This is a genomic window from Agrobacterium sp. NPDC058088 (assembly GCF_042885035.1).
Lineage (GTDB): Bacteria > Pseudomonadota > Alphaproteobacteria > Rhizobiales > Rhizobiaceae > Agrobacterium.
In genome coordinates, this window is sequence record NZ_JBHVSU010000002.1 from 61,476 (window position 1) to 78,732 (window position 17,257).

The 17,257-nt window shown below is 59.2% G+C and carries 13 protein-coding genes; 12 read left to right on the plus strand and 1 reads right to left on the minus strand.

Annotation, left to right across the window (positions count from 1 at the left end):
• The first annotated feature begins 1 nt into the window (after position 1).
• The 10 genes from ACFVTJ_RS05580 (at position 2) to ACFVTJ_RS05625 (ending at position 11,224) form a co-directional block, all read left to right on the plus strand.
• Complete coding sequence (locus tag ACFVTJ_RS05580; protein ID WP_386905384.1) at positions 2-2,263, plus strand: chemotaxis protein CheA; 2,262 nt, start codon at positions 2-4, stop codon at positions 2,261-2,263.
• Positions 2,264-2,276: 13 nt separating this feature from the next.
• A complete protein-coding gene (gene cheR, locus ACFVTJ_RS05585; protein WP_386905386.1) occupies positions 2,277-3,185 on the plus strand; it encodes a protein-glutamate O-methyltransferase CheR in 909 nt (302 codons plus the stop codon).
• The gene (gene cheB / locus ACFVTJ_RS05590; protein ID WP_386905388.1) at positions 3,182-4,237 is read left to right on the plus strand and encodes a protein-glutamate O-methylesterase CheB; all 1,056 of its coding nucleotides are present in this window, start codon (positions 3,182-3,184) and stop codon (positions 4,235-4,237) included. The genes cheR and cheB overlap by 4 nt, the downstream gene beginning before the upstream one ends.
• Positions 4,237-4,626: a chemotaxis response regulator CheY2 gene (cheY2, locus tag ACFVTJ_RS05595; RefSeq protein WP_006312924.1), complete on the plus strand. Its 390-nt coding sequence runs from the start codon at positions 4,237-4,239 to the stop codon at positions 4,624-4,626. The genes cheB and cheY2 overlap by 1 nt, the downstream gene beginning before the upstream one ends.
• Positions 4,623-5,168, plus strand: coding sequence for a chemoreceptor glutamine deamidase CheD (gene cheD / locus ACFVTJ_RS05600; protein ID WP_386905390.1), 546 nt, complete (start codon positions 4,623-4,625; stop codon positions 5,166-5,168). Before cheY2 ends, cheD begins: the two co-directional genes overlap by 4 nt.
• A 14-nt stretch (positions 5,169-5,182) precedes the next feature.
• Complete coding sequence (locus tag ACFVTJ_RS05605; RefSeq protein WP_386905392.1) at positions 5,183-5,566, plus strand: hypothetical protein; 384 nt, start codon at positions 5,183-5,185, stop codon at positions 5,564-5,566.
• Positions 5,567-5,692: 126 nt separating this feature from the next.
• Positions 5,693-7,375, plus strand: coding sequence for a flagellar basal-body MS-ring/collar protein FliF (gene fliF / locus ACFVTJ_RS05610; protein WP_386905393.1), 1,683 nt, complete (start codon positions 5,693-5,695; stop codon positions 7,373-7,375).
• Positions 7,376-7,745: 370 nt separating this feature from the next.
• Positions 7,746-8,477 carry a transcriptional regulator VisN gene (visN, locus tag ACFVTJ_RS05615; protein WP_386905395.1) on the plus strand — a complete coding sequence of 244 codons (732 nt, stop codon included), beginning with the start codon at positions 7,746-7,748 and terminating at the stop codon, positions 8,475-8,477.
• Positions 8,478-8,530: 53 nt separating this feature from the next.
• Positions 8,531-9,232: a transcriptional regulator VisR gene (gene visR, locus ACFVTJ_RS05620; RefSeq protein ID WP_046033492.1), complete on the plus strand. Its 702-nt coding sequence runs from the start codon at positions 8,531-8,533 to the stop codon at positions 9,230-9,232.
• 144 nt (positions 9,233-9,376) lie between these two features.
• A complete protein-coding gene (locus ACFVTJ_RS05625) occupies positions 9,377-11,224 on the plus strand; it encodes a methyl-accepting chemotaxis protein (RefSeq protein ID WP_386905397.1) in 1,848 nt (615 codons plus the stop codon).
• A gap of 53 nt (positions 11,225-11,277) precedes the next feature.
• On the opposite strand, the gene ACFVTJ_RS05630 is transcribed toward ACFVTJ_RS05625, so the two are convergent.
• Entirely contained in the window at positions 11,278-14,787 is a 3,510-nt protein-coding gene (locus ACFVTJ_RS05630) for a PAS-domain containing protein (RefSeq protein ID WP_386905399.1), read from the minus strand.
• Between the two features lie 595 nt (positions 14,788-15,382).
• Between ACFVTJ_RS05630 and mscL the strand changes: the two genes are divergently transcribed.
• Both mscL and ACFVTJ_RS05640 read left to right on the plus strand, forming a co-directional pair.
• Positions 15,383-15,811: a large conductance mechanosensitive channel protein MscL gene (gene mscL, locus ACFVTJ_RS05635; protein ID WP_386905401.1), complete on the plus strand. Its 429-nt coding sequence runs from the start codon at positions 15,383-15,385 to the stop codon at positions 15,809-15,811.
• 154 nt (positions 15,812-15,965) lie between these two features.
• Positions 15,966-17,132, plus strand: a complete 1,167-nt coding sequence (locus tag ACFVTJ_RS05640; protein WP_386905403.1) for a pyridoxal phosphate-dependent aminotransferase — start codon at positions 15,966-15,968, stop codon at positions 17,130-17,132.
• Positions 17,133-17,257: the final 125 nt, after the last annotated feature.

A 17,257-nucleotide genomic window follows, 5' to 3' on the forward strand; every position in this document is an offset into this window, starting at 1 on the left:
GATGGATATGAACGAAATCAAGGAAATCTTTTTCCAGGAATGCGAAGAACAGCTCGCAGAACTGGAATCCGGGCTTCTTAAATTGAATGACGGCGACCGTGACCCGGAAACCGTCAATGCCGTTTTCCGAGCCGTTCATTCCATCAAGGGCGGGGCAGGGGCCTTCGGTCTCGATGATCTCGTGGCCTTCGCCCACGTTTTCGAAACGACGCTCGACTGCGTCCGTTCCAACAAGCTGGAACCGACCCAGGACGTCCTGAAGGTCATGCTGCGTTCCGCCGACGTGCTGGCGGACCTCACCAATGCCGCAAGGGACGGCGGCAGCGTCGATGAAAGTCGTACCCGTGGCCTCGTCAAGGAGCTGGAGGCGCTGGCCAATGGCGAAGCCGTTCCGGCATCCTCACCGGCTCCCGTCGTTGTTAAGGCGCCGGAACCCGTCAAGGTCAAACCGACGGATGAAAGCGGCTTCGAGCCGATCCCTTTCTCTTTCTCCGATTTTGCCGACGAGACGACGCCGCTTATGGAGGTGCCGACCTTCCAGATCACGTTCAAGCCGCACGCATCGCTTTATTCCAAGGGCAATGAGGCAGCACTTCTGCTGCGCGATCTCGCGCGCATCGGTGACATGAGCGTTAACTGCGACATGTCCGAACTGCCGGCGCTCGACAAGCTCGATCCTGAAGCCTCCTATCTTTCGTGGACGGTTTCCATCGCCACCGAAAAGGGTGAGGAAGGGATCCGCAGCGTCTTCGAATTTGCCGAATGGGACTGTGATCTCGAAATCACCCCTGACGTTTCGGATGTGGCCGCGGATGAGGAAGAACTGCCGATGATCCCGGTTCCGTTCGATCTGTCTGCTCTCGATGACGGGCCGGGAGAACAGCCCGCCGTCGAAGCAGCCGTGGTGGAAGAATCCTTCGTTGCCGCGACCGTCGAGGCCGCCGTCGCGACGACGCAGATCGCCCAGAGTGTCAATGCCGCCATCGAAAAGCGCGACGCGGCGGCAGCACCTGCAGCAGCGCAGGCAAATGCCAACGCTGCCGCCAATGCGAGCGCCGGCCAGACCATCCGCGTCGATCTCGATCGTGTTGATCGCCTGATCAACCTCGTCGGCGAGCTTGTCATCAATCAGGCGATGCTGTCGCAGAGCGTCATCGAAAACGATGCCAGCGGCACGTCCGCCGTCAATATGGGGCTGGACGAGCTGCAGCAGCTGACGCGCGAAATCCAGGACAGCGTCATGGCGATCCGCGCGCAGCCGGTGAAGCCTGTCTTCCAGCGCATGTCGCGTATCGTCCGTGAAGTCGCCGACATGATCGGCAAGCAAATTCGCCTCGTCACCGAAGGTGAGAACACCGAAGTTGACAAGACGGTCATCGACAAGCTGGCCGAACCGCTGACACACATGATCCGCAATGCCGTCGACCACGGCATCGAAACGCCGGAAAAACGCGAAGCGGCGGGCAAGAACCCGGAAGGCACCATCAAGCTATCGGCCAAGCATCGCTCGGGCCGCATCCTGATCGAGCTTCAGGACGATGGCGCCGGCATCAACCGCGAGCGCGTCCGCCAGAAGGCAATCGATAACGATCTGATCGCCGCCGATGCAAACCTGACGGATGAGGAGATCGACAATCTGATCTTCGCTCCGGGCTTCTCCACGGCCGACAAGATTTCCGACATCTCCGGTCGCGGTGTCGGCATGGATGTGGTCAAGCGTTCCATTCAGGCGCTTGGCGGCCGCATCAGCATCTCCTCGCGCCCTGGCCTTGGCTCGACCTTCACCATGAGCCTGCCGCTGACGCTCGCCGTTCTTGACGGGATGGTGGTGACGGTTGCCGGACAGACACTGGTTGTGCCGCTGACCGCGATCGTGGAAACCCTCCAGCCGGAAGCGAAGAATATTCACTCATTCGGCGCCAACCAGCGGCTGATCTCCATCCGCAACTCCTTCTGCCCGCTCGTCGATGTCGGCCGTGTGTTAAACTTCCGCCCCACCCAGGCCGATCCGGTCGAAGGTGTCGCGCTTCTGGTGGAATCGGAAGGCGGCGGCCAGCGTGCGCTGATGGTTGATGCCATCCAGGGCCAGCGCCAGGTCGTCATCAAGTCGTTGGAAGCCAACTATACCCATGTTCCGGGCATTGCCGCCGCCACTATTCTGGGTGACGGACGCGTTGCGCTCATTTTGGATGTAGACGCCATCGTCAGCGCCTCGCGCGGACAGCCCCTGAAGCAGGAAATGTCGCTCGCGGCGACGGGTTGAAAGCGGATCATCCATGGCAGCACATAATTTCAGCGACCAGCGCCAGTCTCCCGACGAGGTTCTTGCTAGCGGTGAATACCCGCTGACGAGACGCGACCTCTCGGAAATCGCTGCGATGATCTATGCCGATGCCGGCATCTATCTGAACGACACCAAGGCATCGCTGGTCTATTCCCGCCTTTCGAAACATATCCGCAATCTCGGTCTTTCCGGTTTCCGCGAATATTGCGCACTGGTGTCTTCGCCCGAAGGCGCGCAACCGCGTCGGGAAATGCTGTCGCACCTGACGACCAATTTCACCCGCTTCTTCCGCGAGAACCATCATTTCGAGCATCTGCGGGATGAAGTCCTGCCGGGCCTCATCGCGAGGGCAAAGAGCGGCGGGCGTGTGCGCCTCTGGTCGGCCGCCTGTTCCGACGGGCAGGAACCCTATTCCATCGCACTCACCGTGCTCGCCATGTTCCCGAATGCGGCCGATTACGATTTCAAGATTCTGGCAACTGATATCGATCCAAAGATTCTGGCGCAGGCCCGTGCCGGCGTTTACGACGACAATGCTCTCGAAACCGTGTCGCCCGCCATGCGTAAGCAATGGTTCACGGAGGTCGATGCCGGTGGTCGCCGCAAGTTCCGCATTGATGACAAGGTCAAGCGCCTCATCACCTTCAACGAGCTGAACCTGATGACGCAATGGCCCTTCAAGGGCAATTTCGACGTCATCTTCTGCCGCAATGTCGTCATCTATTTCGACGAGCCGACGCAGACTCGCATCTGGTCGCGTTTCGCCGGGCTGCTGCCGGAAGGCGGTCATCTTTATATCGGCCATTCCGAACGCGTCTCCGGTGATGCCAAGAACCTGTTCGACAATACGGGCATCACCACCTACCGCTTCATTGGTCACACGTCCGGGAGGAAGGCATGAGCGCACTCGCACGGGTCCTGGTCGTTGACGACTCTCCCACCATGCGTGGCCTGATCTCCGCCGTCCTTAAGGCCGATCCGGAAGTCGAGGTCGTCGGACAGGCCGGTAACGCCATGGAAGCACGTGCCGCCATCAAGCAGCTCAATCCCGATGTCGTGACGCTCGATATCGAGATGCCGGAGATGAACGGGCTGGAATTTCTCGAAAAGATCATGCGGCTGCGCCCCATGCCGGTCATCATGGTCTCGTCGCTGACCCATCGCGGCGCGGATGCTTCGTTGGCCGCACTAGAAATTGGTGCTTTCGACTGTGTTGGCAAGCCTGCTCCAGGTGATGCGCGCCCCTTCGGCGATCTGGCCGACAAGGTGAAGGCCGCCGCCCGCTCGCAACACGCCGCCTACCGTGCAGCCCGGCCGGAAGCCGCTGCCGTGGCGCAGCCGGTTCCGATGAGCGAATATCGGGCGGGCCGCAAGGTCGTGGCCATCGGCTCCTCCACGGGTGGCGTCGAAGCGCTGATCGCGGTACTCCAGAAGTTCCCGGCCAACTGCCCGCCGACAGTCATCACCCAGCACATGCCGCCGACCTTTACCAAGAGTTTCGCGGAAAGGCTGAACCGCATCTGCGCCCCAGTGGTCGAAGAGGCGACGGACGGCGCACGCCTGCAGACCGGCAAGATCTACCTCGCGCCGGGCGGCGAACGCCATTTGCAGATCGCCAACCGGGCAGCACCCTGCTGCCGGCTTATCGAACGCGATCCCGTCAACGGCCATCGCCCCTCTGTCGATGTGCTGTTTGATTCGGTGGCCGAACTTGCCGGACGCAATGCCGTCGGCGTCATTCTCACCGGCATGGGCCGCGATGGCGCGGCTGGACTTTTGAAAATGCGCCACGCCGGTGCGCGCACCGTCGGCCAGAACGAAAAAACATGTGTCGTCTATGGTATGCCCCGCGTGGCCTATGAGCTTGGCGCGGTAGAGCAGCAATTGCCATTGGCTTCCATCGGCGAAGAAATCCTGAAACTAACCACTGCCCGCAAAGAAGGTGCTGACTAATGTCTCTCGCAGAAAAGATCAAAGTTCTGATCGTTGACGATCAGGTGACCAGCCGGTTGCTCCTCAGCGATGCGCTGACACAGCTCGGCTTCAAACAGATCACTTCCGCCGGCGACGGCGAGCAGGGATTGAAGATCATGGAGCAGCAGCCCCATCATCTCGTCATCTCCGACTTCAACATGCCGAAGATGGATGGTCTCGGTTTCCTGCACGCCGTGCGGGCCAACCCGACCACCAAGAAGGCCGCTTTCATCATTCTGACCGCGCAGGGCGACCGTGCGCTGGTGCAGAAGGCAGCGCAGCTCGGCGCAAACAACGTGCTGGCCAAGCCCTTCACCATCGACAAGATGCGTGCAGCCATCGAGGCGGTTTTCGGATCGCTGAAATGATTGAAGCTGCGGCCAAGCGCGTACATATCATTCAGGGCGAGTATAAGGTCGTCAGCGATCCCGACGTGGTGATGACGACGATACTCGGCTCGTGCGTGGCTGCCTGTCTGAGAGATCCCGTTGCCGGCGTCGGAGGAATGAACCACTTCCTGCTGCCGGGAACGGGCAGTGTGACCGGAGGAGATGCGACACGTTATGGCGTGCATCTCATGGAATTGCTGATCAACGGCCTTTTGAAGCAGGGCGCCCGCCGCGATCGTCTGGAAGCCAAGGTTTTCGGCGGTGCGAAAACGATCGCCAGCTTCTCCAATGTTGGTGAACAGAATGCCATCTTCGCCATGCAGTTTCTGAAGGATGAAGGCATTCCGGTCATCAGTTCCTCCACTGGCGGCGATCACGGCCGGAAGATCGAATTCTGGCCGGTCTCCGGTCGCGCACGTCAGCATCCCCTCAGCGGCGCGGAAACCCAGAAGACGGTTGCCATGGAAACGCGTCCGGTGCCGGCACCCAAACCCGTCGCCAACGATATCGAATTTTTCTAGTCACGGAGTTTCCAATGCAGCTTGCAGAGCACACCGCCGCCACTCCGTTCGAAGAAGCCCTGCCGGATGTGCTGATGCGGGTGGTATCGGAACTGCACGACGTCGCCTATCTTATCGAGCGTATCGAGCCGCAGCTGATGGAGGTGACCAGCGGTCAATTGTCCAGCGAAGGCGTGAAGCTGCTGCAGGGCATTGATCTCGCAGTCCAGAAGACCCGCGGTCTTGCAGAATTCATCGACACCATCACCGGCTCCATTCCCGGAGACTGGTTCGTGGATGTCTCCACGGCGTTAAGCCTCGTCAAGCTAGCCGAAATGCAGAAGGCGCTGGGCGCCGCCTTCCGTCACGGCCATTCCCAGCCGCTGGACAAGGCCTCCGGAGACTTCGACCTGTTCTAGAGCATATTCCGGCCGTTCCTTCCTTCGCTGAATGCGGAGAAAGGCAACGCTCGCGCAAGCTTCGCATCCTATTGTCATTACGGGGCCAAAAGGTCTCGGACTCTATGAATGACGGTGCGGAACAGAATGAATCTGTTAAATCAAATCCCTCAGGTCTTGAAGAATGTCGCGGCGCTGGGCCAGACGCGGCTGCTGATGCTGGGCGGCGTGGGCGTATTGTCCATGGCCATTATCCTCGCTGCAGCTCTTTATGTGAACCGTCCTGCCTATGAAACGCTCTATGTAGGGCTTGAAAAAGGCGACGTTAACAAGATCAGCATTGCGCTTGCCGAGGCGGGACTGGACTTCCAGGTGGGAACAGACGGTTCCAGCCTCCAGGTTCCTGTCGGGCTCACCAGCAAGGCTCGGCTGCTTCTTGCCGAACGTGGCCTGCCTGACAGCGCCAATGCCGGTTATGAGCTTTTCGACAATGTCGGTTCTCTCGGCCTGACCTCCTTCATGCAGGAAGTGACACGCGTTCGCGCGCTTGAGGGCGAGATCAGCCGTTCCATCCAGCAGATCGATGGGATCGCGGCCGCACGCGTTCATATCGTTATGCCTGACGTCGGCAATTTCCGCCGTGGCGAACAGAAGCCCACCGCATCCGTCATGATCCGTGCGAACGCATCCGCTGGCCGCAAGGCGTCCGCCTCCATTCGTCACCTCGTCGCCTCGGCCGTTCCCGGCCTCGAAGTCGATGACGTGACATTGCTTGATTCGACCGGCCAACTTCTGGCTTCCGGCGACGATGTCACCAACGCGGCCATGAACCGCTCGCTGACGCTCGCACAGAATGTTCAGCAGGAAATCGAAACCAATATCGACAAGGCGCTCGCGCCCTTCCTCGGCATGGACAATTTCCGCTCCAGCGTGACGGCGCAGATCAATACCGACAGCCGCCAGATCCAGGAAACCGTCTATGATCCGGAATCGCGTGTGGAGCGCTCCGTTCGCACGGTGAAGGAAGACCAGAAGTCCCAGGAAACGCAGCCGGACACGGCCGCGACCGTGGAACAGAACGTGCCGCAGGCGGCGCCGCAGGGCGGCGGGGGCGGCCCGCAGTCTTCCGATCAGTCGGCCAAGAAGGAAGAGCAGACTAACTACGAGATCAATTCCAAGACGGTCGCCACGGTCAAGAACGGCTATACCGTCGAGAAGATTTCGGTTGCCGTGGTCGTCAACAAGGGCCGCATTGCCAAGATGGTCGGCGAACCAGCCGATCAGGCCAAGGTCGACGCCTATCTTGCGGAAATGCAGAAGATCGTCACTTCGGCCGCTGGCATTTCCTCCGACCGTGGTGACATGGTCACCCTGACGGCGATGGACTTCCTCGAAACGCAGCTGCTCGATGAAGCTGCCGCCGGCCCGGGCGTTATGGAAGTGCTGAGCCGCAATTCCGCCGGCATCATCAATTCGCTTGCCTTCGTCGCCGTCGCCTTCCTTGTCATCTGGCTCGGTGTACGCCCTCTGGTTCGCACGGTCACGGCCAATGGTTCGGTTGCGGCTCAGCTGAGCCAGGAGTCTGCCGGTCTCGAATTGCCGGATTTCTCTCCCGGCATGGAGGCGGGCGCGGGCGGTCTCATGGAAGGTTTCGGGGCGGATTTCGGCTTCGACAGCACCGACGATCTTCTGGCGGGCGGCGATGGCGAGGGCACATTCAACCGCCGGGTTCGCGAAGGGCCCGAACGCAGGCTCTCCCGCATGGTGGAAATCAGCGAGGAGAGAGCCGCCAAAATTCTGCGCAAATGGGCTGTGGAAAAAGCAGCATAATGATAAAAAGGCCGGTTTTGCCCGGCCTTTTTTCCGTTTTTGGGGTTTTTGCTATGCTTGGCGGGCGCATCGTGGCAATCTCCTTTTGGGACAGTGTTTACAAAAAATTCAGCAACGATACAGTTTGCTGGGAATTGGCTGAGAATGCCGTTTATGGATTGAACAGCTTTTCAGTATGTTTTTTTAGCAATAGACGAACTGTGAAATACGTGGAAAGGCTGGTGTCAGGTAATGGCAAATCCCAGTCCGTTCCATAAAATGAAGTGATTCGGTCTCCGGGGGCTTGCCGTCCCATTTTGGTAAGCTTCTCGAATGGAATGATTCCATCCCGAGGTATAATCTCCCACTGGGAGCAAGAGGGCGTAGGCGATTGAAAGTCGATGTTGATATCCGCAGGCTGTCTGCCAAGCCTATGGAGGGCATGGGTAAGCCCTTGCCGCGCGATCAGCTTGCCAAAAACGTCGCAGCCACGGCTGCTGCCGGTAACGTTGCAGGCGCGCTGGATCTGCTCGTAACCTATGCTGGCGCCTCGCATTATCTGCTGGCGCGGGATGACCTTCTCGAAGAAACCGGCCTGAAATTCATCGTCACATCGGACTGGCCTTTCGATCTGGTCCGCAGGCTTGGCATTGAACTCGCCAACAGCCAGAACCGGTCGAGCGAAATGGAGAAATGCCTTTCGCTTCTGCAGCCGCGATTGCTTCTCCTTCCCGACGACGTTTCGGTACCCTATGGCATCGACAGGCAATATTCGGCACTTTCCTTCTGCGTGGGCCGCATTCGCCTTTCCCTTCTGCTGCTGTTTCCGGAAGAAGCAGTGCCTTCGCCGGAAAGACTGCGGGAAATCGCTCTGCTGACGGGTTATTGCGTCAGCTTCGGCATCGCCAGCGAAGCGAAGACGGTGCGCGATATTGATCTCACCGAACGTGAGCTCGAGTGCCTGTTCTGGATTGCCGAAGGCAAGACGAGCGATGAAATTGCGATGATCCTTGGCATTTCACGCAATACGATCAATAATTACATCACAAGCGTGATGCGTAAAACCGCGACAAAAACCCGCTCGGAGGCAATCGCCTACGCCGTGCGCAACAACCTCGTATAATGGTCGGACGGATGGTACAGACGAAAGACAATGAGGGAACAGGTCATATGGGCATGTTTTACCGCAGTCCCGTTGTGACGAGCCGCTCGGATTTGTTTCCGAAGCTGGTCGCCATGCAGAAGCTGGTTGGCGCGCGCAACTTCGTGGTGACGAAGGCTGCCGCTTCCGGTTTCCCTAACAAGAAGAAGATGACCTGCGAGCTGGAAAACTGGGGCATGAATGCCGCAGAACAGAGCGCGCAGTTCATCCGCGCCGTCGGCGACATTCTTCTCGACCATATCGAGACGTCGCTTTTGCCGGTCATCTGGCGCAACAAGAACGCCGGCGGCTTCGCCGATCTTCCCGATGTGCCGGCACTTTTGCGGCGTATAGAGAACGACACATTGCCCTATGCGGGGCTGGCTCTGCCGGTGCGGCTCGGCACCATCGGCAACGGCTATATCGTGTTCTGCGGCACCAATCTCATCCTCGACAATGAGGTCGTGATCGAGCAGCATATCAAGTGCTGCGAAATCATGGTGGATATGCTGGCGCTCGACGAGCGCAAGGTCGCCCCCTCGGAAGCCCTGAGCGAGAGAGAAATTGCCTGCCTGCAGCTGGCGGGGGATGGCCGTATCAGCGAAGAAATTGCGGTCAAGCTCGGCCTTTCCGTCCACACCGTCAATGCCTATCTCGGTTCGGCGACAATCAAGCTCGATTCCGTTAACCGCATCCAGGCGATCGCCAAAGCGATCAGGCTCGGTTACATCCATTGATGTGACGGGTTCTCCCGTCCCCCTTATGCGCGCAGAAGGCTCACTGAACTTCCGCACGCTCCTAAAAGGCGCCATCGGCGCTTCGCGGTTTTTTAACAGTTGCCAACTAGAACTTTTATAAGTTTGGCTTTGGGGAACTGTTTCATGCACAACCGGCTCTTTAAGTCCGTTGCTGGCAAGGTCGTCGGATTGACGATCGGCCTGATCGCGCTCAGCGTGGCGGCCGTTGGTTTTTCGACCTATGTTCGCTTGAAGGACAACATCATCACCACGGCGTTGCGTGATACGCACAGCGCAATGCGTAGCATGGCGATCCTCTACGAACTGAAGGTCGGCGGTGTTGCCCTGGAAATGGTGGATGGTGACCTCAAGAGTGTGGGCCGTGCCAGCATCGGAACGATGCGCGACAATGATCTCGTGGACCGCACCGCAGCCGGCAATGGCGGCATCTCTACCGTCTTTGAAGCCAAGGGCGGCGATTTCATTCGCCTGGTTACCAATCTGAAGAACGAGAAGGGTGAGAGAGCAGCGGGCACCAAGCTTGCGACTGATCATCCGGCCTTCGAAAAAGTCTCCAAGGGTGAGTCCTATTTTGGTACCGCGACGCTGTTCGGCACCAGCTATATGACGGGTTATATGCCCGTTACGAACAAAACCGGCGCAACCGTCGGCATTCTGTTCGTTGGCGTCCCGATGGATGTCTACGATGCCCAGATTTACAGCCTGCGCGACATGATGCTTCTGTGTGGTTCGCTTGCGATGCTAGGCGTCGGACTGCTCGCCTATTTCGTCATCAAGCGTACGCTTCAGCCGCTTGGCAAGCTGACCGATGCCGTAAAATCCCTTTCGGATGGCAATCTCGATACGCCGATCCCCTACGCCACCAATACCAATGAATTCGGCAACATTGCCCGCGCGCTGGTGATTTTCCGCGAGAATGCGGTTGAGAAGCTGGCGATCGAGGGCAAAAGCGCTGAAGAACGCTCTGCAGCCGAGTCCGAACGTCACCGCAACGACGCCGAAAAACAGGAAATGGATAGTCAGATCGAATTTGCGGTCGGTGAGATTGCTTCTGGCCTCGGCAGGCTTTCGCGTGGCGATCTTACCCGCACGATCGAGACGCCCTTTGCAGGCCGCCTCGACCGGCTGCGCACGGATTTCAACGAATCCCTGCTCAACCTGCGGGACGCGCTGGGGCAGATCCGCGAGCGCACGCTCGTCATTCAGCATAGCGGCTTCGAAATCGAACAGTCCTCGGTCGATCTTTCGAAGCGTACGGAAAATCAGGCCGCCTCGCTGGAGGAGACCGCCGCCGCTGTCGAGGAAATCACCGCAACCGTCAGATCGTCAGCAGAGCGGGCGCGGGAGGCCAACGAGGCCGTGCGCGTCACCAAGCAGAGCGCCGATAGTTCCGGTTCTGTCGTCAGCAATGCCGTAGATGCCATGAGCCGCATCGAAGGCGCCTCGCGCAAGATCGAGCAGATCATCGAGGTCATTGACGACATCGCCTTCCAGACCAATCTTCTGGCGCTCAATGCCGGCATCGAAGCGGCGCGTGCGGGCGAAGCGGGCAAGGGCTTTGCCGTCGTGGCGCAGGAAGTGCGCGAACTCGCCCAGCGGTCCGCCGACGCGGCCCGCGAAATCAAGCAGCTCATCAACCAGTCGACCCATGAGGTCAGCTCCGGTTCGAAGCTGGTGCAGGAGGCGGGCACCGTTCTCTCCGCCATCAGCCAGCAGATCGTTACCGTCAGCCAGCATGTCGAAACCATCGCGACGGCGACGCAGGACCAGTCGTCCGCGCTTCACAACGTCAACAGCTCCGTCAACCAGATGGACCAGATGACGCAGCAGAACGCAGCGCTTGCAGAACAGTCGAGCGCGGCCAGCATGATCCTGTCAGGTGAGGTCAAGGCACTTCTCGAACTCGTGCAGCGGTTCCAGATGGAGCAGGGGTCGGCGACCGGCCGGGATCGCTACAACCAGGCGGCCTGATATCTCCAATTTTGAAGGTAATACGGCTCCCGGATCGCAAGGTCCGGGAGTTTTTATTCGGCCGCTGCCCGGACCGTGCTGGATATCTGGTTTATATAGGCACGCAGCGCAGCAGGCTTGACCGGCTTGTGCTGCACCGAAATCCCGTATTTTTCGGCATCGCTGCGCACTTCCGGGCTGCGATCCGCCGTCAAGAGCAGGGCAGGGATCGACTTGCCGTAAAATGTCCTGATGAGGCGGATAGCGCTGATGCCGTCGCCATCATCAAGATGATAGTCGGCGATGATGATGTCAGGCGCTGCGGCCAGAGTGAGGAAGGGTTCCTCCAGCGTCGCCACGGAGCCCGCCGGTAAAACCTCGCAACCCCATCCCGTCAAAAGCAGCGTCATGCCCTCGAGGATTTTCGGCTCGTTATCGATGCACAGCACCCGAATGCCCTGAAGACGGTCGCTTGCTGCGGGATGACTTATCCCTCGCTCCGTCTTGACAGGCGCAGGACGGTCCGCCTCGCGCGGCAGATGGATGCGGAAGGTCGTGCCCTTGCCGGGGGTGGAAATAAGCTGCACCGGATGATGCAGTATACGCGACAGGCGGTCGACGATGGAAAGGCCAAGCCCGAGGCCCGACGCCGTTTTTGCCCCTTCGTCCAGCCGGGCGAATTCCTTGAAGACCGTGCGGAATTTGGAGGCGGGGATGCCGATGCCGGAATCCGTCACCTGAATGACGACTTCGCCGCCCCGACGGCGCGCGCCGACGACTACCTTACCCTCGAGCGTATATTTGATGGCGTTGGAAACGAGGTTCTGTATTAGCCGCCGCAGCAGATTGGGATCGGAGCGGACCGTGAGCGACGTGGGCATAACGACGAGATCGAGGTTCTTCTCCTGCGCCATGGGTGCAAAATCGGTCTCGATGCGTTTCAGGAGCTCGTTGAGTGGCACGGATGTCATACGCGCCTTCATCGAGCCGGTGTCGAGGCGGGAAATATCGAGAACCGCGCCGAGAATGGTTTCCACCGATTCCAGCGCCGAGTCGATATTGTGAACGAGATCGCTTTCGCCGGACGCGCCAAGCCGTTCGACCAGCGAGGAAGAATAGAGGCGGGCGGCATTCAGAGGCTGCAGAATATCGTGACCGGCGGCGGCGAAGAAGCGCGTCTTGCCGATATTGGCTTCATCGGCCGAGGCTCTCGCCTCCGCCAGCGCGCGGTTGACGCGGGTCAGCTCGACGGTGCGTTCCTCCACCCGCTGCTCCAGCGTTTCATTCGCCTGTTTCAGTGCCTGATCGCTCGCCACGCGTTGGGTGATATCGGTGAAGGTGGCGACGATGCCCTTGTCCGGCATGGTGTTGGAGCGCACCTCAATGATGCGCTCACCGCCTGCCAACACCAGCGAGAAGGGCAGGTCCATAGTCAGGAAACTGGTGATCAGCTCATCCGTATCGCCAGGAGGCATGTCGCCGCGCTCCTGCAGCATGGTAACGATTTCGGTTAGCGGCACGCCCACTTGGCCAAATTGTTCGGGCAGGTCCAGCAGGGTGCGGAAGCGCCGGTTCCAGATGGTCAGCTGCTGCGAACTGTCAAAAACGGCAATGCCCTGATCCATCTGCGCCAGCGCCGTCTGGAGCATGTCCTGATTATATTGCAGCGCCTCGCTTGCCTGATCGAGCAACCAGGCCGTATCCGCGCTGGTATCTTCCGCTTTCTGCAGAATGATCGAGAGCACGAGACGGGCGGAGGAGGAGCCGATGGCGCTGCCGAGCAATTGTTCGGAGAAATGGATCAACGCCATATCCGCCGGCTGGTCGTCATTGAGTTTCCTGCCCGCCGTCTTCTCATAGGTGGCGAGTGACCGCAGCATACGCTCTTCACCGAGATAACGGGCGATCGCGCTTTTGAGGTCGCCGACGCTGACACGGGTTTTCCAGCCGCGCGTCGCGAATTGCGATTTCGAATGGCGCTTGACGAAGATGCCGGACTGGATGCGTTCCACCGGACGCGGATTGCGCGAGAGCGAGCCGAGCACAAAGGCGAGGCTGTTGACGAGCAGGCTGAGAATGACCGCATTGACGAAAGGATCGGCCTCGGGACCGTTAAACACCGTGCTGCCGGAGAACAGAAAGCCGAGAATGGTCGCTGCCACCTCGGAATTGTCAGGGCCGCCGAAGCTTGGCAGGAACAGCAGGTAGGCCCAGACGAAAAAGCCCGAACTAAGACCTGCGATAGCGCCGCGGGCATTGGCACGGCGCCAGAACAGCCCGCCAAACAGGGCAGGCGCCATCTGGGCGATGGCGGCGAAAGCCAGGAGGCCGATGGAGGCTAGTCCCGTTGCGCTGTCGGCAGCACGGTAGTAACCATAACCGAGCAGCATCACCGCAAAGATCGCTGTCCTGCGGATATTGAGCAGCGTCTTGGCGAAGTTGTCCCGGTGCGGCGAGCGGTTGAGGAGCTTCTGCCGCAGGAAGATCGGCATGACGATATCGTTGGAAATCATGATCGACAACGCCACCGAAGCGACGATCACCATTGCGGTCGCTGCCGAAAAACCGCCGATGAAGGTGATCAGTGAGACGACCGGCATCTGATGATTGAGCGGCAGTTGCAGCACATAGAGATCGGCATCGCCATTGGCGCCCAGCGTCAGAATACCCGCGAGCGCGATCGGCAGCACAAAAATGTTGATGGCGATGAGATAGAGCGGCAGCAGGAACCCCGCCATGCGCAACTCTTCCGGCGTGCGGTTTTCCACCACGGTGACGTGGAACTGGCGCGGCAGCAGGATGATGGCGAAGCCTGACAGCAACGTCATCACGATCCAGCGGCTGATGGGCGTGTGATAGGAAATGGCCCGCATGGCCTGCTCATTGCTCGTCGCCATCTGCCATAGATGTGTAGGGCCATCGAAAAGAACGAAGAGCACGTAAAAGCCGACCGTGCACATGGCGACCAGCTTGACCAGCGATTCCATTGAAATCGCCAGAATGAGCCCGTCCTGGTGTTCGGTGGCATCCGTGTGGCGGGTGCCGAACATGACGGCGAAGCCGGCCATGACGAGGGTGACGACAAGCGGCAGGTCGAGGAAATAAAGATTACCGCTGCCGATACCGTAATCGCCGGGATCGACCATCGTCGCCACGGAACTGGAAACCGCCTTCAGCTGCAGCGCGATATAGGGAATGGCGCCGACCAGCGCGATGATGGCGACGATCATCGCCACGGTCGAGTTCTTGCCGTAACGGGCGGCGATGAAATCTGCAACCGAGGTCAGCTTTTCCGTCTTGGCGAGATCGACGATGCGGCGGATGATCGGCATGCCAAGGGTGAAGGCAAGGATGGGGCCAGTATAAATGCCTAGGAATTCAAGTCCTTTATCGGCCGCAAGTCCCACACCGCCAAAATAGGTCCAGGACGTGCAATATATCGCCAGGCTGAGCGCATATACAAAGGGCCGCCCCTTTTTCGGCGCGTTTCTTTCACGGCTTTTCCTGTCCCCGTAGCTCGCGACCGCAAACAACAGCAGGATATAAGCGAAGGCCGAGCCGAATATGATCCACCCAGGAAGCACGCATCCTCCCCATGCAGGAATTCCCTTGTCTGAGCATAAGCGAATTCCGCACCGTTGAGAATGAGCGCGGCCTGATCATAAAGTTCAAGATGGCAGCATTTCCGTCGAAAGTACGTAGCGGTTCTACGCTCGGAAAATGCGGAGAAAGCGAGTGCCAAAGCATGTCCGCCGATTCCGCTTCATCGGAGGTGCTCTGGGTGGGAGCTTTCAGGAGGTTGTCCATTGGCAACTGGTCCGAGGGTGCGTGGAGCTTATCCCCCTCTGCCCTGCCGGGCATCTCCCCCCCTCAAGGGGGGAGATCGGCAAGCGGCGCTACCACCGCTTCATTCGCCGACGTTGAGATGGGCGAGACCTTGCCGCAGTTCGATCTCCCCCCTTGGGGGGGGAGATGCCCGGCAGGGCAGAGGGGGTAAGCTCCACGCACCCTCGACCAGTTGCCAATGGATAACCTCCTGAAAGCTCACATCTAGCGTGCAAAAAAGCCAATAAATGCAATCCTGACGAATTCCAAATGCGTAGGGGAATCTGTATGGTTGAAGGCGTAGGGACAGTCACATAGCTTCAGCTCGCGAAGCAGGAGAGAGGGACAATCTGAATGCTTAACGAATTTAAAACCTTCATTGCCCGCGGCAATGTCATGGACCTGGCCGTGGGTGTTATTATCGGTGCGGCTTTCAGCAAGATCGTCGATTCCGTCGTCAACGATCTCATCATGCCGATCGTCGGCGCTATCTTCGGTGGGTTCGACTTTTCGAACTACTTCCTGCCGTTGAGTTCCACCGTCACCGCCACTTCGCTGGCCGCGGCCCGTGAACAGGGCGCCGTCTTCGCTTACGGCAGCTTCCTGACGGTTCTCATCAACTTCCTCATCCTCGCCTGGATCATTTTCCTGATGGTCAAGGGTGTCAACAAGCTTCGTGATTCCGTTGAACGCAAGAAGATTGATGAAAAACCGGATGCAGCGCCGCCGCCGGAAGACGTCAGGCTTCTCACCGAAATCCGCGATCTGCTGAAGACACGCTGAGACCCAGACCAATCCCCGGCCTTATCTGCCGGCCCGCGTGGTCGATAGGTTTCCGCCGGGGATGACCCATAAAGAAAATCCATGATCGCCTCACGGAATATCATGCACATGGCTGATCCGATGCGATAAGAAGGCACCAAACGGAGTGTCTTTAATGTCCATTTTGAATAGTCTGAGTGCGCGCTCTCTTGCGGCTCCCGAGAGCGGCATTGTCGAAGTCGTCAATTATGCCCGGGGGCGGGACAATCTGCTGCCGCTCTGGGTTGGCGAAGGCGATCTGCCAAGCCCCGACTTCATCAATCAGGCCGCCATCGACGGGCTGAACAATGGCGAAACCTTCTATACCTGGCAGCGCGGCATTCCGGAATTGCGACAGGCGCTGAGCCGTTATTACGAACGCCATTTCGCGGCGTCGCTGCCGCCGGAGCATTTCTACGCTACCGGTTCCGGTATGCAGGCGATTGTGCTTGCCGTGCAGGCGCTCACCTCGCCGGGCGACGAGATGGTTTATCTCTCACCCACCTGGCCCAATATCGTTGCCGCCATTGGCGTGGCCGGCGCGAAGGCGGTTCCGGTCGGTATCGATTTCCGCGATGGCCGCTGGGATCTCGATATCGACAGGCTGGAAAGCGCGATCAACGGCAAGACGAAGGCGCTTTTCATCAACACGCCCTCCAACCCCACGGGATGGACGGCAACACGCGACAATCTCCGTGACGTTCTGGCGCTCGCCCGCAAACACGATCTGTGGATCGTCGCTGACGAAATTTATGCACTCTACCACTATGCCGGCAGCCGCGCGCCGTCCTTCCTCGATGTGATGGAGCCGGACGACAAGATCGTCTTTGCCAATTCCTTCTCGAAGAACTGGTCCATGACCGGCTGGCGCGTCGGCTGGCTTGTTGCGCCGCCCGCCATCGGTCAGGTGATCGAAAACCTCATTCAATATTCCACGTCAGGCGTGGCGCAATTCATGCAGCGCGGTGCGGTTGCCGCGCTCGACCATGGTGATGGTTTCATCCGCGAGAACTACGACCGTGCCTTGACCTCTCGCGACATTCTTTGCGACGCGCTGATAGCCACGAACCGTGTGGAAACCTTGAAGCCGGATGGCGCCCTTTACGCTTTCCTCAAGATCGACGGTGTCAGGGACAGCCGCGCCACGGCGCTCGATATCGTCGACAAGACCGGCGTCGGCCTAGCGCCCGGTACGGCTTTCGGCCCAGGCGGCGAACTGTTCCTGCGTGCCTGCTTCCTGCGCAACCCCAGGCAGATAGAAGATGCGGCCGATCGGCTGGCATCTTACATTCTCGGCAGGTAAGCCTCGATCTTCCTGACAACGGTGTCCCCTGCTGGGCAGGGCATCGCGCTGTGGTAGGGAAATCGGCAACGAAATCACAGCGAAGACCTATAACTGCAACCCCACGGCGTAACCATCGACGTGGG